A 19,955-nucleotide genomic window follows, 5' to 3' on the forward strand; every position below is an offset into this window, starting at 1 on the left:
GGGGGCGGCGCCCCGCCCCCCCCGCTCCCCTGGGGGCGCCCGGGCCTCCCAACGCGGGGTGCCCGCCGCGGCGTCCCTTTTGTGTTTTCCCGCTAGGGGGGCCCCCCGGCCGGTACGCGCTGTCGTCAGGCAGCGGTGGTGTGAACGGCGGCGGCAGATCCGACGCCCTCCGCCGAGGCGACGGCCGCGACGTCGGCGCAGAGGCCCACGAGCGGCGTCTCCAACTGGAGCCCGCCGGACCCGGCGGCGGTGACGCCGGCGCCGGTGACGCTGTCCAGGTCGGATTCGGACAGCTCGACGGTTTCCACCTGGGGGGCGAGGTTCATCACGCGCGGTTCCCTTCATAAGGCTGTGCCACGGACGGAGTCCACCGGGGTCCCGAGGTACGGAACCGGTTCCGGGAACTCCACGACGCGATGGATCCAAGCACGCCGGACGGAGCGCCGACCAGCGGCTCCCGGGCCCGGCCGGGCCCGCCGACGGAGCGGGCTCCACGGGTGTGACCCCCCGGTGACCGAATGCGGCCCCGCCCTTCACAGAGCCTCCCCGCTCATGGGCCGCGGGACCGCCCACGAGCGGATCGGCGGGCGTTCGTCGCGTCCCCGCGCCGCCGTTCTCGATCCGCTCGTCACGAGCGGTTCAGGTCTCGTCCTCCTGGCGCGACGTGGTGTGCAGGGTTCCCGGATTTTCCGCTCCCATGAAGTGCGCGCCCCCGTCGGACGCCGTTCTCGGACGCCGTCCGGGGCAGGATGCCTCCGTGCAGGAGACCTTCCGAGATGACGAGTTCCGTGCGGGTACGGCCCGTACCCGAGGGGCGGCGGCCGTGGCCGCGTCGGCTGCCGTCGGCGCGGGGCTGGGGCTCAGGGCCGTGGCGGCGGGCGACGTGGCCAAGTACGGCGGGGACGCGCTGTACACCGTCCTCGTCCTCGCCCTCGTCGTCCTCGTGGCACCGAGGACGACGCCCTTGAGAGCCGCCGGCTGCGCCCTGGCCGTCAGCTGGGCGGTCGAGTTCCTCCAGCTCAGCGCGGTGCCGGCGGAACTCTCCCGGCGCAGCGTCGTCGCCCGCCTGGTGCTCGGCTCCACCTTCGACCCGCCCGACCTGTTCTGGTACGCGGTCGGGGCGGGCGCGGGGTTCCTCGTCCACGCTGCCGTGCGGGGACGGGCGGCGGCACCGAGCGTGGGCGCGTAGAACGCGGGGCGGGCTGCTCGGTGCCGCCGGTGCCGTCAGCGACGCCGGTACTGGTGTCGGCGCAGTGCCGCCGGCAGGCCCGGGGCGAGGACCTCGCCGAGCAGGTGGAGCGGCGCGGCGGCGGCCCCGGTGCGCTCGACCGCCCGCCAGTAGGCGAGGGCGGTCGGCGCGTCGACCAAGCCGCGCACCAACGGGACGTCTGCCCCGGAGGCGTACAGCAGGGACTCTGCGCGGCAGGACGCCAGCGTGCCCTCCAGCCAGTGCTGCGCCGCCCCGTCGGCCGAGGCGACGACGGACGGCAGGCCGTCCGCCAGAGTGCGCCGCGTGGCCCCGATCGAGAGCAGTCCGCCGCCGACGACGAGGACGTCCTCGCGCTCGCGCATACGGGCGAGGGCGCGTGCGGTGTCGAAGCAGTGCGGGAAGCTGTCGTCGACGACGATCGTGCCCGGCCGCAACCGGTCGACGTCGAGGACGGTCCCGCCGCCGCTGACCGCCGCGACGATCAGGTCCGCCTCGTACACGGCGTCGGGGAGCGCCGGGTCGCAGGCGTGGACGGCGGTCCGCCCGGCCGGCCCGCGCGCCCTGAGCCGGTCCGCGAGGTCGCTCAGCCGCGGACCGCTGCCCGGAACGTCGCACAACAGGAGCCGCGCGGGCGGGCGTTCGGCGAGCGTGAGCAGCAGTTCCAGGGCCGAGGCCCCGATGGAGCCCAGTCCGACGACGGCGAGCTCCGCGTCGGCCAGGTCCCGGCCGGCGGCCTCCAGCGCGGCGTGCACGGTGCGCACGACGGAGACGACGGTCGCCGCGTGCCCGGTGGTGACCTCCACGGAGGCGTGGGAGGCGAGCGAGGCGTGGGAGGCATGAGAAGCGGCCTGGGAGGCGCGCAGGACGTCGAAGCCGTAGCCGGTGAGCGAGGGGATCATGCCGGCCAGCGACACACAGCGCGCGCCCAGCGCGGCGGCGGCCTCCACGGCGCGCACGGTGTGCCCCACCAGCGTGCCGTGCGTGGCGAGTTCGTCCGCGAACAGCGGTACGGCCACGAAGCCCGAGCGGCCCAGCGGTGTGCTCGTCGTCTCCAGCAGGCGCGGCCCGCCGGAAGGGAACAGCAGTCGGCGTACGTCCTCGCGCGTCGACTCCGCCATCGGCGCGCCGACGAGCCGGGCCAGGTGGGCGGGGGCGGGCAGATAGCCGACGAGCGCGGCGTCCAGCTCTCTGCCGCCGGGTTCCGCGCGGTCGGCCTCACCGGCGTGCAGCCGTGCGGTCCGACGTGCCGGGCGGGGGCCGACGGCGGCGGTGAGCCGGTCGCGCAAGGCGTCGGCGAAGGCGGCCAGCGAGGACACGTCGAAGGCCGTCGCCGCGCCCCGCACGGTGATCCGCAGTCGGTCCGCCTCGGGCCGCGCAGCGAGAAAGACGTCCGTACCGGAGGGCGGGGGCGTGAACTCGCTTCCTTCCAGACCTTCCTGACTGAATGTCAAATTGCCGCTGTCGCCGCTCAGCGGGCCGAGCGCGGTGAAGTCGAGGAAGGTGAAGAAGAACTGGGACGTGAGGGGCAGCCCGCCGGCGTCGCGCGGTACGACGTCCTCGTGGGTGCGGGCGGCGATCGTCTCCTCGACGATACGGCGGACGTGTTCGGCGAACGCGTCCACTTCCGGTGTGAGCGCGCCGACTTCGGGGGCGGGGGGACGGACCGCCACGGCGGTGGCGAACGGGCCGAAGACACGGTGGATGTCGGGCAGAGGGTGGTCGCGGCCGGACACCGCCAGGCCGATGACCAGGTCCTGCCGGCCGGTCAGGGAGCCCAACTCCCGGTGGTAGGCGGCCAGTAGAGGAGCGTACAGAGTGCCGCCCGCGTCGGCGGCGATCTTGCGCAGCGCCCGCACGGTGGGGGCGTCGAGCACGAAGCCGTGGGTGCGGAAGCTTCCGGGCCGCGGGTCGCCGTGTGCGGGGGCGGTGGGCGCTGGGGCGGTGGGTGTGCCGGCCCGCAGGACCGGCTTGGCGTACGGGGCGGAGAGCGCGGCGCGACGTCGTCGCTCCTCGTCCGTCGTGGGCTCCGCACGCAGGGCCTGCTGGGCGAGGCGCAGGGCGTGTTCGCGGAACGTGCCGCGCGGCCCGGACTGCGCGGGTGACTCACCGCGGCCCAACTCGTCGTAGACGGAGGTGAGTTCCTTCAGCAGGAGGGCGGCGCTGTAGCCGTCGCCGATGAGGTGGTGGGCGTGCGCTACGAGTATGTGCTCGCCCGGGGTGAGGGTGAGCACGCGCAGCCTGAGCAGCGGCCAGGCCCACGGCTCGAAGCGGCGTCGGCGTTCGGTCTCGATCCGCTCGTCGAGTTCCTCGGGTCCGCTGACGGTCTCGAAGTCGACCGGCAGCCGCAGCGACACGGGCAGTTCCTGCTGCACCGGCGGTCTGGCCCCGGCGGGGAAGACCGTGCGGAGCATGGGGTGCCGGACCACCAGGACGTCCACCGCCGCCTGGAAACGGTCCCGGTCCAGCGGGCCGTTGAGCCGGAGCCGGGTCAGCCAGGATCCGCCGGTGCCGGGGGCGAGCGCTTCGGCGAGGAGGAAGCCGCGCTGGCTGGGGGTGACGGGGTACGGGGCGGGGGACGTGCCGTCGGCTTGTGCCGGTTCGATGGCCTCGACTTCGGTCCCGGCTTCGGTTTCGGTCCCGGCTTCGGCTTCGGTTTCGACCCCGAGATTGCCACCCGTTCCGCTCATGTCCGCGGCGTCCACGGCCCCGGCGAGCGCCGCGAGGGTGCGATGGCGGTAGACCGCGGTGGGCCTGGGCAGCGGTCGGCCGTGGCGGGCGAGCCGGTCGAAGACCTGGAGGGCCAGCAGCGAGTCGCCGCCGAGGTCGAAGAAGTCGTCGTGCCGCTGTACTTCGTCGACGCCGAGGACCTCGCACCAGATACGGCCGAGGCGTTCCTCGGTGACGGACATCGTCGTCGGCACGGGGCTGACAGTCGGCATCGTCGTCGGTGCGGCGACCACGGCCGGCGTGGTCGTCCGGTGCAGCAGCGCCCGCCGGTCGACCTTGCCGGTGCCGGTGAGCGGCAGGGCGTCCACGAGCGTGATGCGGGCGGGGAGCATGTACGGGGGCAGCGTCGCGGCGAGATGCCGCCGCAGTTGTACCGCGTCCGGCCCGGCCGCCGACGCGACCGACTCCGTCGACGCGTTCGTGCGGGTGACGAAGGCGAGGAGGCGGTCCTCGTCCGCAAGGACGACCGCCTGCGCGACGTCCGGATGGGCGCGCAGTACGGCTTCCACCTCGCCGGGCTCGACGCGGTGACCGCGGATCTTCACCTGGTCGTCCAGCCGGCCCACGAACCGCAGCGCGCCGTCGGGAAGGACGTGCACCCGGTCGCCGCTGCGGTACAGGCGACGGCCGTCCCGCGACACGAACGCGGCCCGGGTCAGCTCGGGTTCGCCGAGGTAGCCGGCGGTCAGTCCGACGCCCCCGATGAGCAGTTCGCCCGTGCCGCCGGGACCGAGCGGTTCGCCGTCGGGGCCGACGACCAGCAACTCGGCGCCGGCGACGGCGCGGCCGATGGGCAGGGCCGTGGCGTCGTCGGCGGGGCGTTCGTCCACGATGTGATAAGTGGCGTTGATGGTGGACTCGGTCGGGCCGTAGAGGTTCACGATGCGCCGGCCGTCGCCGAACAGGTCGAACCAGCGGCGCACCCGGTCCGCCCACAGCGCCTCGCCGCCGACATGGACCCAGCGCAGCGCGGACAGGTCGGGCAGCGGCTCACCGCGCCGCACGATGTCCTCGGCGGCCGTCAGCATCCGCTCCCACAGTGACGGGACCGAACTCCACACGGTGATGCGGGCGCGTTCCACGTGCCGCAGCAGCAACTCCGGGTCGCGCACCAGGTCCCGGTCGGCGGTGACGACCGTGGCCCCGGTCAGCAGGGGTGCGAGCAACTGCCGTACGGAGGCGTCGAAGCAGGGCGAGGCGGTGTTCGCGAGACGGTCGCCGGGGCCGTAACCGAAGGTGTCCACGGCCCAGTCGAGGTAGTTCTCCATGGCCCGGAAGGTGATGGGCACAGCCTTGGGGCGGCCGGTGGAGCCGGACGTGAAGATGACGTACGCGGTCGCGTCGGCATCGGCATCAACCGTCCAAGTCCCAGTATCGATCCCGGTCTCGGCGTGGTCGGTTTCGTCGGCGACGGAAACGGGGGTCACGGCGGCGAGGGCCTCGGCGGCCGGTCGGGTGCGGTCGTCGTGCACGACGACGCGTGCCTCGCACCGGGCCGTCTGCTCCGTCAGCCGGGCCGTGGGGTACTCGGCGTCCAGCGGCACCCATCCGGCTCCCGCCCTCAGGATGCCGACGACGGCCACGACCGTGTCGGGGCCCGGCGAGGTGAGCAGCCCGACGAGATCGCCGTGCCGCACGCCCCGCGCGCGCAGGCGGCGGGCGAGGGCGTGGGACGCCGTGTCCAGCTCCCGGTAGGTGAGGGTCGTACGGCCGTCGTCGACGGCGACGGCCTCGGGGGCGGCGCGGAAGCGGTCGAGGACGCGGCCGACGACCGTCGCCTTCGCGGACCCGCCGGGAGACGTGGTCGGCACGGTGGTCGCGTCGTGCAGCTCGCGCCGGTAGTCGGCGGCCAGACGGGTGACCGTCGCGCGAGTGAGGAGGCGCTCGGGGACGTTCCAGGACAGCCGCAGCAGGGGGCCGTCCTCCCAGCACAGCAGGCTCAGCCGGGTGGCGGACGAGCCGGTGCCCGCCGCGGTCGCCCGTACGGTGACCGGGCAGTCCGGGTCCAGGGGGGCCGGGAAGCGGGCGAAACTGAAGCTCGCCGGGCTCGCCGTGCGCGGCCCCGAGGCGTCGCCGGGCAGCAGCCGGGCGAGGTCCAGGCTGCTCACCGTGGCGTGCCGCTCGCTCTCCAGCCAGGCCCGGCGCACCCGTTCCGCCAGGTCGGCGAGGGGCTCGTCCGGTGCGGCGGCGCACAGCAGGGGCAGGGTGTCGGCCAGGGGGCCGACCAGCCGGTCGAGTCCCGGGATCCGGGCGTCCCGGCCGGCCCTGGCGACGTTCACGGTGACGTCCTCGTGCCCGGTCCACCGGGCGAGGCACCGGACGTAGGCGGCGAGGAGGAGGTGGAACAGGGAGACGTTCCACCGGGCGGCGCGGTCGCGCAGGGCGGCGACGAGGTCCGCGTCCAGCGCGCCGTTCAGGGCCGCGAGCGGTCCGGGGCCCTGCTCGGCGTCGAGGTCGTCGTCGTAGGGCAGGGGCAGGGGCGGGCGGTCGGCCAGGCGGGCCGTCCAGTACGCGGTGTCGTCGGCGTGGGCGGGGTGCGGGGGTTGGGCGGTGGGGGTGGCTTGGGCGACGTACGCGGCGAAGTCGGTTGTGGGCGGCAACGGTTCGGGGGTGCGGCCGAGGGCGAGGTCGGTGTAGAGCGTCCAGAGTTCCGTGCAGAGGACGTTCAGGCTGTAGCCGTCGGCCGCCGCGTGGTGCACCGCCAGGACGAGGTGGGCGAGTTCGGCGTGTTCGACGGCGAGCAGCGCCCGCAGCGGGGGTTCGGCGGTGAGGTCCAGGGGGCGGTTGGCGAGTTCCGCCTCCAGCGCTTCGAGTGACTCGCCGCCTCCGGGGCAGGGCCGGGTCTCGAACCAGGTCTCCTGCGCGGTCGCGGGCGTCACGACCTGGTGTGTCTCGTGGCCGTCGTGCGTCGTCCGGGCCCGGGTCCGGATCCTGATGCGGAGCATGCCGTGGCGTTCGGCGAGTGCGGTGAGCGCGCGGCGCAGGACGTCTTCGTCGAGGGGGCCTCGGACGGTCTGGCGCACCCATCCGCGGGCAGGGGTGTCCGGGTACAGCAAGCTGCTCGTGTGCAGGGCGAGTTGGACGGGGGTGAGAGGGAACGGGGTGTTCTCCGACGCCGGGAGGGTGACGGTGTCGACGGGGGGCGCGTCGTCGGCGGTGGGCGGGGAGTCGAGGTGGGCGGCGAGCTCGCGCACGGTCTGGTACTCGAAGAAGAGTGTGGTGGGCAGGTCGCGGCCCAGGGCACGTTCCAGCCGCTTGACCAGGTCGACGGCGGCGAGCGAGTCGAGGCCGAGCGCGAGGAACGCCCGGTTTTCGTCGACGGCGTCGGGCGTCAAGTGCAGTGCGTCGGCCAGGAGGTTGCGCACCAGGGTGCGGGTGTCGGGGGTCTCGCCGGGTGAGTGCGGGGTGCCGTCCCGACGGGGGGCGAGGGCGGCGGGTTCCGTCTGCTTGGGAGGCGACACAAGTGGCCTTGCCGACACAGGTGTTGGCGTGGAGGTGTGCGGCTTCGGTTCCGGTGACGTCAGGTCGGCCACCACCAGTTGGGCGGTGTCGGTGACGGCGCAGGCGGCGCGCAGGGCGGCCAGGGCGTCTGCGACGGACAGGGGTGTGCCGCCGACCCGTACGGGGGTGTGGCCGTCGAAGGCGGCGGCGAGGCCGGTGCGGGCGACGGCGGCGAGGTTCAGCGCCAACCAGGTGCGCCCCTCGGCGCGTTCGGCCGCCGCGAAGGCGTCGAGGTAGGCGTTGGCCGCCGCGTAGTCGCCGAGTGCGCCCGCCGCGCCGGGGAGCACGGAGGCGACCGACGAGAGGGCCACGCACAGACGCGGCCGGTGACCGTGGCGGCGCAGGGCCCGGGACAGCAGACGGCTGCCGTGGGTCTTGGCGGCCAGCGCACGCTCCGAGTCCCGAGGATCGGCGGCCCGCAGCGACCCGGGTACCACCACTCCGGCCGCGTGGACGACGACGTCCGGCGCGGGCATCTCAGCCAGCAGGGCGTCGAGTTGGCGCTCGTCGGTCACATCGGCGGGCAGGTAACGAACCTTGGCTCCGAGGTCGGTGAGTTCGGCGAGCAGTGCGGTGGGGGGTGGTGCGGAGCGGCCCGTGAGGACGAGCGTGGGGCGACCCCGACCGGCCAGGTCCCGGGCGAGTGCGGCACCGACGCCGCCCGCGCCACCCGTGATCAGGTAAACGCCGTCGGCGGGCAAGGGGTCGATGACGTCGACGGGGACAGGGACGAAGGAAGTGGGCAGCGGCTGAATCGTCCGGGCGAGGCGAACTCCCGCGCGCCACGCGACGACGACGGCTGAAGGATCCTGGTCGGCGGCGGCGGTCAGTTCGGCGAGCACGGCCGCGAGCCTCTGGTCCTGCGTCTCCTGAGAGGACAGGTCGGCGCAGATCAGTGTCGCGCCCGGGGTCTCCTCGGGCAGGGCGAGGGCGAGACCGGTGAGCAACGCCTGTTCGGGACGCGGCCGTTCGCCGTCGCCGGTACCGGTGTGGTGGGCGTCCTCGGTGAGCAGCAGCAGACGCCGGGCCCCCGCCCGGTCGAACTCCCGCAGTGCGCCCCGGAAGTGGGCCGACGCGGACGACGTGTCGGTGCTCTTCCCGTGCGCGAGGTGGACGACGGTGTGCGCGCGGTCGGCACCCGCGTAGAGCACCGGGACTCCGCGCGCGGCCAGCCGGAAGCCGAACTCCCGCACGGCATCGGCGTCAGGCCCGGTGACCAGCGTCTCGGGATACCCATCGGCAGCCGGGAGCGGGGCCGGCGTCCAGGCGACCCGGTGCAGCAGCCGGGTGACGTCGGGGCCGGGCCAGGAGGACCGCCGTTGGAAGGGGTAGGTGGGCAGCGGGACGCGGCGACCGGTGGGGGCCGTCGCGGCGTGGTCCACGGCGACGCCGTGCACCCACAACCGGCCGACCGTGCGCAGCAGCGCGGCAGAACCCCCGGCGCTCGACGATGCGTCCCCCGCGAAGGCGGACGCGGCGGAAGTGGCGGAGGAGCCAGCAGCGGGCGGCAGCGCGGACAGCGTCGTGAGCGGGCGCAGGTGATCCGTCACCGGGCCACCGCGCCCGGCGTGCCCGGCTGCGGCGGAAGCCTCGGAAGCCATGGAGGCCGCGGAGGCCGCTTCCCGCAGGGCGGCGGGCAGGTCCGTGCCGGGCCCGATCTCGACGAAGGTGTCGTACCCGTCCTCGACCAGCCGCTGTGCCGCTGCGCCGAACAGGACGGGACGCAGGGCGTGTTCGCGCCAGTGGGCCGCGTCCGGGCGGGGCTGCCAGTCCGCCGTCAGGGTGCTCAGCAGCGGGATGCGGGACGCGACGGGCGACAGCGCGTCGCCGGCGGCGTACAGCGCGTCCGCGACCGGTTCCATGAGGGGCGAGTGGAAGGCACGGCTCACCCGCAGCCCGCGTACGGCGACTCCGCGCACGGTCAGCTCCGCCATGGCGTGCTCGACCGCCCCGCGCGTCCCGGACAGCACCAGGCGGCCGGGGGCGTTGCGGGCGGCGACGGCGAGAGCGCCGTCCGACGCGGCGACCAGGGCGTCGACCACGTCCTCGCCGCCCCGCACGGCGGCCATCGCGCCCGGCTCGGTCGACTCGGCCATCAGACGGCCGCGTTCGGCCGCGAAGCGGACCGCGTCGGGCAGGGACAGCAGGCCGGCGGCGCAGGCGGCGGCGAGTTCCCCGACGCTGTGGCCGGCGACGGCGTCCGGTACGACGCCCCACGCGCCCAACTGCCGTGCCAGCGCGACGCCGAAGGCGACCAGCACGGGTTGGGCGATCTCCGTGCGGGCCTGTTCGGCGGGGTCGAGGCGGGCGTCGGTGGACCAGTCGGTCAGGGTACGGCCGTACAGCGGGCCGAGAATGTCGGACGCCTCGTCGAGGGTGTCCCGGAAAACGGGCGCGGTGGCGTACAACTCCGCTGCCATGCCGGGACGTTGGGCGCCCTGCCCGGGGAAGAGGAAGGCGAGGCGGGGACGTGCCGCGACCGTGCCGGTGAATGTGTCTTTGTCAGCGGGCAGTTGCCGCGTGCCGTCGGCGGCGGCGGACGCGGCGAGGACGGACAGTCGCTCGCGCAGGTCGCCGTCGCAGACGAGGGCGAGCCGGTGACGGTCGTCGTCCCGGGCCGTCCCGGCCGTGAGGCACACGTCGGGCTCGGTGAGCCGGGGATGTGCGTCAAGGTGAGCGGAGAGGCCGCGGACCACGGCGCGCAGGGCGGGCGCGGTGGCGGCGGAGAGCGCGAGGAGGTGAGGACCGGACTCTTCGCCGGCCAGGACACCCGCATCCAAGGGCCTTTCAGCGGGGGCCTGCTCACGTCCGGCGGAGGCCTGTTCACCGACGGCGGGGGCCTGTTCGAGGACGGCGTGGGCGTTGGTGCCGCCGAAGCCGAAGGCGTTGACGCCGGCGAGGCGCGGGCCGGGCTCGGCGGGTGCGGGCCAGGCGACGAGTTCGCCGGGCACCTCGAACCCTGACCGGGCGGTCGCCGGGGACGGCCGGGAGGCGTGCAGCGAGGGCGGGACCTGGCCGTGGCGCAGCGCCAGCACGACCTTGACGAGACTCGGCAGACCGGCGGCGTTCAGCAGATGGCCGATGTTGGTCTTGGCCGAGCCGAGCAGCCGGGGCCGCCCGTCCGCGCGGGGCGGGAACGCGTGGGCGAGCGACTTCAGTTCGACGGGGTCGCCGATCGCCGTGCCGGTGCCGTGGGCCTCGACGTACGTCACCTGGGCGGGGTCGATGCCCGCTGCGGCGTACGCGGCGGTGATGACCTCGCGCTGACGGGCAGGGTTGGGGGCCAGCAGACTCAGCGAGGTGCCGTCGTTGTTGACGGCGGTGCCGCGGACCAGGGCGAGCACGTCGTCGTCGGCCCGCCGGGCGTCCTCGGCCCGCCGCAGGACGAGCATCGCGCCGCCCTCACCTGGCACGAAGCCGTCGGCGTCGGCGGCGAACGCCCGGCTGCGGCCGGTCGGCGACAGCGCCTGCGCGGCGTGCAGCATGCGGTGCGCGGTCGCGGTGAGGTGCAGGTTGACCCCGCCGACGAGGGCTATGTCGCACTCGCCGGCGGCGAGGGCGCGCCGGGCCAGGTGCAGGGCGACCAGGGCGGAGGAGCAGGCGGTGTCGACGACGAGGGCCGGGCCGTCGAGGTCGAAGGTCTGCGCGATGCGCGCGGCGAGGAGGTTGGGCAGGTTCCCGGTCAGCGCCGAGGGCGGCATGCCGACGCCGTCATGGGCGGACGCGCGGGCGAGGATCTCCCGGTAGCCGCTGTCCCCGCCGGTCGTGTAGACGCCGATGCGGTGGGCCCGGCGGCGGGGTCCGGCGTATCCGGCCCGTTCCAGGGCCTCGTGGGCGAGCTCCAGCAGGAGGCGGGCCTGCGGATCGAGGGTGCGGGCCTCCGCGTCGCCGATGCCGAAGCGGTCGGCGTCGAAGGCGGCCGGATCCTTCAGGAACGCGCCCCAACGGGCCTCGCCCGCCTGGGCTTTGTCCGGTTCGTCGTCCCAGGTGGACCGGCGGTGCGGTGGGACGGGGGTGACGGCGTCCCGGCCTTCGACGAGCAGCCGCCAGTACGCCTCGGGCGAGTCGGCGCCGGGGAAACGACAGGCGAGGCCGACGACGGCGATGGCGTCGGCCTCGACACCCGCGCTCGCGCCCACCCCGGCACCCGCGCTCACACCCACGCCCGCGTCGGCGTCCGCACCCGCCCCGCGCCCATCACGGGCCCCACCTTCGGCCCCGCCACCGGTCCGGCCTTCGACCCCACCCCCACCGACAACCTCGCCGGCAAGCAGCTCATCCACCAGCGCCGCCACCGTGTCCTCCCCCGCCCGCAGCGCCGCCGTCTCCAGCGGCACGCCGAAGGCGTCCTCCAGCTCGGCCAGCACCTGCATGGCCTTCAGCGAGGTGCCGCCCAGCGCGCGGAACGAGTCCCGCACCCCGAAGCCCGACTCGGGCAGCCCCAGCACCCGCGCCCAGACCGCCCGCACCCCACGCTCCGCCTCCGCACGCGAACGCGGGCCGCTCGGGCGCGGGTCAGCCACACGCGGGTCACCCGAGCCCCCACCCGGACCGACCCCCGAAGGTCCCTCCAGCGGCGCGACGCCCTCCCCACCGACCCTGCGTACGACGACCCGCTGATACCGGCCCTCCTCGAACCGCTCCCTCAGCACATGTCGGCGCAGCTTGCCGCTGGTGGTGCGGGGGAAGCCGCCCGGGGGCAGGGCGACGACCCGGACGTCGTCGTGGAAGAGCGCCTCGCCGACGCGGGCCGCGACGCGTTCGAGCACCTCGGCGGCCGTGCGGGGCGGTCTGGCCCAGGAGACGAAGACGACGACGCGTTCGCCGCCGGTGGCCGGGTCGGTGGAGCCCACGACGGCCGCCGTCACGCCGGACGGCAGGCCCGGGGTGGTGGCGGCGACGTCCTCCAGGTCGGCGGCATGGTGCTTGAGGCCGTTCAGGAAGAGCACGTCCTTGTGGCGTCCGCTGACGCACAGCCGGCCGTCCCGCAGGAAGCCCAGGTCGCCCGTGCGCAGCCAGCCGTCGACGAAGGCGTCGGCGGTGGCGTCGGGCAACGCGTGGTAGCCACGGGCGAGTTGGGGTCCGCGCACCTCGATGTGCCCGACCCGGCGGTCGCCCAGCAAGCGGCCGGAGTCGTCGACGATCCGCACCGAGCAGCCGGGCACGGGACGGCCCGTGTCCATGATCTCGACGGTCGCAGCACCGGCCGTCACCCCAGCCGAAAGCCCGGCCGTCACCCCGGCCGCCGATACGTCCACCACCTGCCCCCGGCTCAGCGCGACGCGGTCCACGGTCACCGGCACGGCGATCTCGCCCGGCGGCGGGAACGTCACCGCGAGGGTGGCCTCGGCCAGTCCGTAGACGGGTTGCAGGGCCTGCGGCGGCAGGCCCGCGGGGCGGGTGAGCCGGGCGAAGTCGCGCCACACGGACGCGGAGATCGGCTCGGCCCCGACGACGACCATCCGGACGCTGCTGAGATCGAAGCGCGCCATCTCCTCCTCGGAGATCCGGCGGGCCGCCAGCGCGAGCGCGAAGTTGGCGGCGGACAGATGGGTGGCCCGGTGCGCGGTGGCCGTCTCGAACCAGACGGCGGGCCGGCGGGCGAAGGCCAGGGGGCCCGTCTTGACCTGCTTGGCGCGGGCGGCGAGCGGGGCGAGGTGGGTGCCGATGAGGCCCATGTCGTGGAAGTAGGGCATCCAACTCACCATCACCGAGCGGTCGGTGAGGCGGGAGGCGGCCACGATCTGGCCCAGGTTGGCGGTCACGGCGGCGTGGGTGAGCTCGACGCCCTTGGGCACGCCGGTGCTGCCCGAGGAGAACTGCACGAAGGCCAGATCGTCGGGCCCGCACGCCGGGAGCTCGGTCGCTTCCGGAGAGTCCCGCAGGTCGTCCAGCCGCAACACGACTGCCTCGGAGGGCAGTTGGCGCGTGAGCGCTTCACATGCGGCGTCGACGAACACGGGCGGGCGGCCGAGGTGCTCCCACACGGGCAGCACCCGGCGGGCGTCGGCGGCGAGCGGAACCGGCACCAGACCGGCGGCCATCAGCCCCCAGAACATGGGCTGGAAGTCCTCGCTGCGGTCGGCGACCAACGGCACACAGGTGCCCGGCCGCACCCCGGCCGCCCGCAGCCCGCCCGCGACCTGCCGTGCGGCACGCAACAGTTGACGATGCGTCACCCGCACCTCGCTGCCGTCGCCGTGGACGTGCACCACGATCTGGTCCGGCGCTTCGAGGGCAGCGCTCAGCAGGACGCTCCACAAGGTGTTCTCGCTCATCGTCCGTTCATTCTTCCTGCCGCTCCCACCGGGCACCGCACCGGTCCCCCTCCGCTGAGACGAGAACGGCACGACCGAGGTTGACCGGCGCACGACGCCTGACCAGCGCAGGACGGCCGGCATCCGCCGCGAAGCCGGCGATGTCACACCCCCGTGCCACACTGCGCCCCATGTCACTCGCTGATCTCACGCTCGACCAGTGGCGCTCCTTCGAGCCGTCCGCCGCGCTCCGCGTCGCCGAGGAGGCCGCGGGCCTCGTCGGCGGCCGGGTGGCCGGCGTCGAGACGACGGAGCACCTCGGCGCTCCGCTGCACCGCGTCCGGATCGAGCGGAACGGACGGGAGTTCGCGCTCGTCCCCGGCGGCGCGGTGTCGCTCGGCTTCGACCTCGACGCCTGGCGGCCGACGCCGGAGCAGCTCGCCGACTACGCCGGGAGCGTGGAACAGGGCTTCGGCAGCGCGCCCGGTCTGCGGGCCCACCTGGCCGAGGTGCTGAGCCCGCCCCGCACGGTCGAACTGCCCACCGTGCTCATGGCCGTGGAGGACGAGGAGCTGACCGAACCGCCCGCCGCCATGCCGGCCGTGCTGGCGGCCCGCGGTCTGCGGATGCCGACCTCCGACGAGTGGGAGCACGCCTGCGGGGCCGGCGCGGGCACCCTGTTCCGCTGGGGCGACGACTGCCCCCTGGACCGCGATCCCTACGGGGACTCCGCCGGGCCCCACCGTCAGCCGAACGCCTTCGGTCTGCGCATCGCCTACGACACGTACCGCGCGGAGCTGACGAGTGACGTGTCCGCCGTCCACGGCGGGGACGGCGGCGAGTCGGTGTGCGGCGGCTACGGCAGCCTGCTGGCGTGGCTGCCGCTCGCCACCGCCCACCGCAACCCCTCGATGGCCGAGTTCGTGTACGGCCCCGACGGGGAGGACATGTACGACGAGTTCTCCACCCGGCCGGTGCTCACGCTCTGACCGGGTGAGGTCGCCGCCGGCGCGGGGTCAGCGCTGCCGGAACTGGACTCCGGTCGACTGAAGGGCGTCGGGGCGGATCGCGATGCCGTCGAGCACGAGTCGTTCGCCGTAGATGTCGGTGATCCGCAGAGATTTGCCGCATCCGGCGCCCTGCTCGGAGAGGAAGTAGTTGAACTCGGCGCGGGGCAGGGCGCGCCAGCCGCCGTCGGCGGCGACCTCCAGGCGGGCGACCGGGTTGCGGTGGCCGACGACCTGGATGCCGCACCAGTAGGGGCTGGAGCCGGTCTTGTAGCGGACGGAGATCTTCTCGGCGGTGCTGGGGCTCAACAGGCTCCAGGTGATGGAGAGTTCACCCTTGGAGAGATCGGCGAGCTTCGCGAACGCCTGCCGGCTGAGGTCGATCTGGCCGGGTGCGCAGGGCAGCGGGCACTCGTTGGTGATCCGGACGGTGACGGACGCGCCGTTCGCCGTGCGGACGGCGATGTACGCCCCGCAGGCCTTCGCCGTCTCGTAGTCGGTGTGGTTCATCGCGGCGATCATCATGTCGTCGGCCGGGCCGAACAGACACGCGCCGTCGCCGTCGGCGGCGTCGTAGTGCGTGGCGAGCCCGCGGTAGGTGACTCCGGGGCGGATCCGGCCGGCGGACGGCGCCTGCGTGGCGTCGGAGCGCGCGGCGACCGTGGCCGACGCGCGGGCCTTCGGGGGCTTCGGCTTCGACGGGGTCGCGGAAGCCGTCACCGACGGCGGAGTCGAGGACGGGGACGCTGCCGGGGAGGGCGTGCGCTGCGGCGCGGTGGGCGTGGCCCCGGTCCGCGGGCCGGCCGTGACGGCCGCCGCCCGGCCCGGGTCGGCGCCGGCTCGGGTGTCGGTCGCGGTGACCGCGTCGGCGCCGTCGCCGGCGCGCAGCGTCATCACCAGGTAGACCAGCACGCCTATGGCGGCCAGCGCCGCGGTCGTCGTGATCCACGGTCCGCGTCTGCCTGGGCGGCGTCGCGCGGCATGCCTCGTAGCCTTCATGTCCGTCCGATCGGAAGTGCGTGTAGACGTCTCGGTGCTCAGTCGCCGCACACGCCACAAAGGTTGCCGCCGATCCGGAGAAACGTCGTGGGGGGGGGGGGGGCCGCCGCCCCCCCCCCCCCCCCCCCCCCCCGCCCCCCGCGGCCCCCCCCCCCCCCCCCCCCCCCCCCCCCCCCCCACGCCGTCGTACGGACGCTTCCCGCGTCGCTGCCGCAGGTCGCGCACGCCGCTACCGGCGGCTGCGCACCAGCAGATACAGGAAGTACGGCGTCCCGATGACCGCCGTCATGAGTCCCGCGCCCAGTTGTGCGGGGGCGATGACCGTGCGGCCGAGGACGTCGGCGGTGCCGACGAGGGCGGCGCCCAGGAGGACCGCCACCGGCACGACCCGTACGTGGCGGCGGCCGACCAGGGCTCGGGCCGCGTGCGGGGCGACCAGGCCGACGAAGCCGATGGTGCCGGCGGCGGCCACGGCGGTGGCGCTGAGCAGCACGCTGACGACGAGGAAGCCGAACCGCGCGGGCGGCAGGCGCAGTCCGAGCAGTCCAGGGGTGTCGTCGTCGAGGGACACCAGGTCGAGTTCGGTGCGCCGCAGGACGGCCACGACGAGGCCCAGGAGGAGGGCGATGCCGACCGGGAGCGCGTCGGGGAGCGTCCGCCCGTAGGTGGAGCCGGACAGCCAGGTCAGGGCCTTCGTCGCGTTGAACGGGTCGGTCAGGACGATGAACAGGCTGATGAGGGCGGTCGTGGCGGCTGCCACACCGACGCCGACGAGGACCAGCCGATTCTGGCCGAACCCGCCGCGCGCCGCGAGTCCGAAGACGATGAGGGAGGCGACCGTCGCGCCCGCGAACGCCGCGCCCGCGATACCCCAGGAGCCGACGACGGGGACGGTCGTGACGCACAGGACCGCGCCGAGGGCCGCTCCGCCGGAGACGCCGAGGATGCCGGGTTCCGCGAGCGGGTTGCGGGTGACGGCCTGCACCAGGGTCCCGGACAGGGCGAGGGCCGCGCCCGCGAGGAGCGCCGCCACGACCCGCGGCACCCGGGTGTCGAGGACGAAGGTGATGGACTGCGCGGCCCTGCCCTGCGCCCAGTTGACGACGTCGCCCAGCAGCAGTTTCGTGTCGCCGAGGAGCACTCCGGCGACGGTGACCGCGACCACCGCGAGGACGCACGCGGCGACCGTCGCGAGGAACACGGCGCGGCTCGGGATGCGCAGCCGTTCCGCTGCGCTCGCGGCGGCGGTGTCGCGGACCCGCAGCGCCATGCCGACGAGGAACACCGCGCCGACGAGGCTGGTGACGACGCCGGTGGGGACGGCGACGGCGGCATCGGCGGACACCAGGGCGCGCAGCAGGACGTCCGAGCCGAGGACGAGTCCCGCGCCGACGAGGGCCGCGGCGGGCAGATGCCCTCGGACGCGGACGAAGGGCCGGAAGCGACGGGCGAGCGGGCGTACGAGGGCGGGTGCGCACAGGCCGACGAAGCCGATGGGTCCGGCGAGGGTGACCGACGCCGCCGAGAGCAGCGCGGCCAGCACCACGGTGGTGATCCGGGTGGCGCGCACCGGGACGCCGAGGCCCCGGGCGGCCTCGTCGCCGAGGGCGAGGGCGTCGATGCGACGGCCGATCAGCAGCAGCCCGGCCAGACCGACGACGGCGAGGGGCGCCATCTGCACCACTCCGTCGAAGCCGTTCTGGCTGATGCTGCCCTGGCTCCACTGGTAGAGGCCGTCGGTCTGCTGGGGGAACAGCAGGAGCAGTCCCTCGGTGAGGGAGTACAGGCCGAGGGTGAGGGCGCTGCCGGCCAGGACGAGCCGGACGGTGCCGGAGCCGAGGCCGGACAGGGCGAGGACGACGGCCGCCGCGATGAGCCCGCCGACGAACGCCACGCCGGAGGAGGCCAGCAGCGGCAGCGACAGGCCGGTGACGGTGAGCAGCCCGAGCGCGAAGTACGAACCGGCGTTCACGGCAAGGGTGTCGGGCGCGGCGAGCACGTTGCGGCTGACGGCCTGGAGGGCCGCGCCGGCCGTGCCGAGCGCGGCGCCGACCAGCAGTCCGGCGGTCATGCGGGGCAGGCGTGAGGCGATGACGACGGACGCGTCGGCGGGGTCGGCCCGGCCGGTGAGGGCTTTGAACACCTCGCCGGGGCCGACGGCCGCCGTTCCCTGGGTGATGTCGACGACGGCGAGCGCGGCGACCAGGAGGACGAGCACGGCCGTCACCGCGGCCGCGCCCGTCCGGGAGGCCGTCGCCGTGGAGCCGGTGGCGGGTGCAGTTGCGGTGACGGTCATGCGGTCACTTCGTCAGTGCGGCGACGAGGGCGTCGATGTACGCCTCCATCGACAGGGGGCCGCCGAACATCCAGATGCCGTCGGGCAGCTTGTGCACGTTGCCCTGCTTGACGAACGGCAGGTTCTTCCAGACGGAGTTCTTCGCGAGGTCCTTGGCGAAGGGGTCGGTGGGCTCGCTGTCGTTGCCGATGTAGGCGAACTCGACGTCGCCCAGGCCGCTGAGGCCCTCGACGTCGGTGGTGCCGAGGCCGTAGTCCTTGTCGCCCTGGACCTTCCAGGCGTTCTTCAGGCCGATGGCCTCGTTGACGTTGCCGATCAGCGAACCGCTGGTGTAGGGGCGGATCGAGACCTGGTTGGAGGCGACGTAGCCGTCGGCGAAGGCTATCGCGCGTCCGGCGAGCTTGGCGTCGGCGAGTTCCTTCTTGCCCTCGGCGACCTTGGCGTCGAAGGCCGTCTTCAGCTCGCCGGCCTTGGCGGTGGTGCCGGTGGCCTCGGCGATGAGGTCCAGGTTGCCCTTCATCCGGGCGATCTGGCCTGCGGCGTCGGCGGAGTCGACGACCAGGACCGGGGCGATCGCGCGCAGCTGCTTGACGGCCGCCGCGGGCAGGTCGGTGTTGGCGACGATCAGGTCCGGGGAGAGCGAGGCGACGGTGTCCATGCTGGGCTCGCCGCGGGTGCCGATGTCCTTGGGGGATCCGGTCAGCTTGGCCGAGGCGTCCCACGCCGTGTAGCCCTTGATGTCGGCGACGCCGACCGGCTGCACGCCGAGCGAGACGAGGTGCTCCACGACGTCCCACTCGGTGCCGACGACCTTCTTGGCGGGGCCCTTGAGCGTGACCTTCGTGCCGGTCGCGTCGGTGAGGGAGATGTCCTTCGCGGCGCTCGGGGAGGCGGTGGCGTCGGCGGCGGGCTCGGTCGTCCCGCAGCCGGCGAGGACGACGGCGGCGGCGGAGACGGCGGCGAGGGTGACGAGTCGTCTTCTCATGGAGTGGTGCTGAGCCTTTCGGTGCGGGCATGGTGACGGCCTATGGCGCGGGTGCGCAGACGGCCGGTGGAGGGGTCGGTGTCGACGTCGATGCGGATGCCGTACGTCTCGGTGAGCCGGCCGGCGGTCAGGACGTCCTCGGGGCGGCCGTCGGCGACGATGCGTCCCGCGTGCAGCAGGGCGATCCGGTCGGCGACGGCGGCGGCCTGGTCCAGGTCGTGCAGGACGACGCCGACGGCGATGCCGTGGTCGTCCGCCAAGTCCCGGATGAGGTCGAGGAGTTCGACCTGGTAGCGGAGGTCGAGGTAGGTGGTGGGTTCGTCGAGGAGGAGGACGCCGGTCTCCTGGGCGAGGCAGCTGGCGAGCCAGACGCGTTGCAGTTGGCCGCCGGAGAGGTTCTCCGCTCCCCGTTCGGCGAGGGACTCGACGTCGGTCATGGCCAGGGCGCGTCCGACCGCGGCCGGTCCGTCCGGGTCGGCCTTGCCCCAGCGTCCCCGGTAGGGGTAGCGGCCGAACTCGACGAGGTCGCGCACGGTGAGCCCGCTGGGGGTGGGGCGACCCTGCGTCAGCAGCGCCACTTGGCGGGCGAACTGACGGGAGGTGAGCGCGAGGGCGTCGGCGGCGTCGGGAGCGTCGTGGGCGTCCGCGGCGTCGTCGTGGGCGGCGTCCGCGTCGGCGGCGCTCGCGTCGGCGGCCAGGGTGAGCGTGGCGGTGCGGGCCCGCTGGAGCCGGGCCAGGGTGCGCAACAGTGTGGACTTGCCGCTGCCGTTGGGGCCGACGAGGGCGGTCACCTCTCCGGGGCGGAGGGTGAGCGCGGCGTCGTGAACGACGTCCGTCCCGTCGTACGACACGGTCACGCCCCGGGCGGTCAGTCGCTGACCGCGTATGCGGGGCTCCTCGGCAGAATCTTCACCTGAACTCACGGGGATAAGGTTAGCCTAGCCTTATTGGCTCAAAACCTACGGGTCGTCTC

8 protein-coding genes are annotated in these 19,955 nt (G+C 74.5%); 2 read left to right on the forward strand and 6 right to left on the reverse strand.

Annotated elements, in window-relative coordinates:
* Positions 1-125: 125 nt before the first annotated feature.
* Positions 126-326: a hypothetical protein gene (locus ACFYX4_RS15100; RefSeq protein ID WP_389331790.1), complete on the reverse strand. Its 201-nt coding sequence runs from the start codon at positions 324-326 to the stop codon at positions 126-128.
* A gap of 431 nt (positions 327-757) precedes the next feature.
* Here ACFYX4_RS15100 and ACFYX4_RS15105 point away from each other — a divergent pair, with 431 nt between their 5' ends.
* The gene (locus ACFYX4_RS15105) at positions 758-1,189 is read left to right on the forward strand and encodes a DUF2809 domain-containing protein (protein ID WP_389331793.1); all 432 of its coding nucleotides are present in this window, start codon (positions 758-760) and stop codon (positions 1,187-1,189) included.
* Positions 1,190-1,224: 35 nt separating this feature from the next.
* Here the strand turns inward: ACFYX4_RS15105 and ACFYX4_RS15110 are convergent, their stop codons facing one another.
* Positions 1,225-13,716: an amino acid adenylation domain-containing protein gene (locus ACFYX4_RS15110; RefSeq protein ID WP_389331796.1), complete on the reverse strand. Its 12,492-nt coding sequence runs from the start codon at positions 13,714-13,716 to the stop codon at positions 1,225-1,227.
* A 170-nt stretch (positions 13,717-13,886) separates the two neighbouring features.
* Between ACFYX4_RS15110 and ACFYX4_RS15115 the strand changes: the two genes are divergently transcribed.
* A complete protein-coding gene (locus ACFYX4_RS15115) occupies positions 13,887-14,684 on the forward strand; it encodes a hypothetical protein (RefSeq protein WP_389331799.1) in 798 nt (265 codons plus the stop codon).
* A 27-nt stretch (positions 14,685-14,711) separates the two neighbouring features.
* Here the strand turns inward: ACFYX4_RS15115 and ACFYX4_RS15120 are convergent, their stop codons facing one another.
* The 4 genes from ACFYX4_RS15120 to ACFYX4_RS15135 all read right to left on the reverse strand — a co-directional run bounded on the left by ACFYX4_RS15120 (position 14,712) and on the right by ACFYX4_RS15135 (position 19,905).
* On the reverse strand, positions 14,712-15,701 hold the full coding sequence (locus ACFYX4_RS15120) for an expansin EXLX1 family cellulose-binding protein (RefSeq protein ID WP_389331802.1): 990 nt from the start codon (positions 15,699-15,701) through the stop codon (positions 14,712-14,714).
* A 229-nt stretch (positions 15,702-15,930) separates the two neighbouring features.
* On the reverse strand, positions 15,931-17,997 hold the full coding sequence (locus ACFYX4_RS15125) for an iron ABC transporter permease (RefSeq protein ID WP_389331805.1): 2,067 nt from the start codon (positions 17,995-17,997) through the stop codon (positions 15,931-15,933).
* Positions 17,998-18,001: 4 nt separating this feature from the next.
* On the reverse strand, positions 18,002-18,982 hold the full coding sequence (locus ACFYX4_RS15130) for an ABC transporter substrate-binding protein (protein WP_389331808.1): 981 nt from the start codon (positions 18,980-18,982) through the stop codon (positions 18,002-18,004).
* Entirely contained in the window at positions 18,979-19,905 is a 927-nt protein-coding gene (locus ACFYX4_RS15135; RefSeq protein WP_389331811.1) for an ABC transporter ATP-binding protein, read from the reverse strand. Before ACFYX4_RS15135 ends, ACFYX4_RS15130 begins: the two co-directional genes overlap by 4 nt.
* Positions 19,906-19,955 lie beyond the last annotated feature (50 nt).

It is taken from the genome of Streptomyces sp. NPDC002328, from assembly GCF_042890065.1.
Classification (GTDB): domain Bacteria; phylum Actinomycetota; class Actinomycetes; order Streptomycetales; family Streptomycetaceae; genus Streptomyces.

Excerpts from the sequence above, each read along its gene's own strand:
- ACFYX4_RS15100 (WP_389331790.1), bottom strand. The coding sequence starts at position 326 with ATGAACCTCGCCCCCCAGGTGGAAACCGTCGAGCTGTCCGAATCCGAC.
- ACFYX4_RS15120 (WP_389331802.1), bottom strand. The coding sequence starts at position 15,701 with ATGAAGGCTACGAGGCATGCCGCGCGACGCCGCCCAGGCAGACGCGGA.
- ACFYX4_RS15110 (WP_389331796.1), bottom strand. The coding sequence starts at position 13,716 with ATGAGCGAGAACACCTTGTGGAGCGTCCTGCTGAGCGCTGCCCTCGAA.
- ACFYX4_RS15130 (WP_389331808.1), bottom strand. The coding sequence starts at position 18,982 with ATGAGAAGACGACTCGTCACCCTCGCCGCCGTCTCCGCCGCCGCCGTC.
- ACFYX4_RS15125 (WP_389331805.1), bottom strand. The coding sequence starts at position 17,997 with ATGACCGTCACCGCAACTGCACCCGCCACCGGCTCCACGGCGACGGCC.
- ACFYX4_RS15115 (WP_389331799.1), top strand. The coding sequence starts at position 13,887 with ATGTCACTCGCTGATCTCACGCTCGACCAGTGGCGCTCCTTCGAGCCG.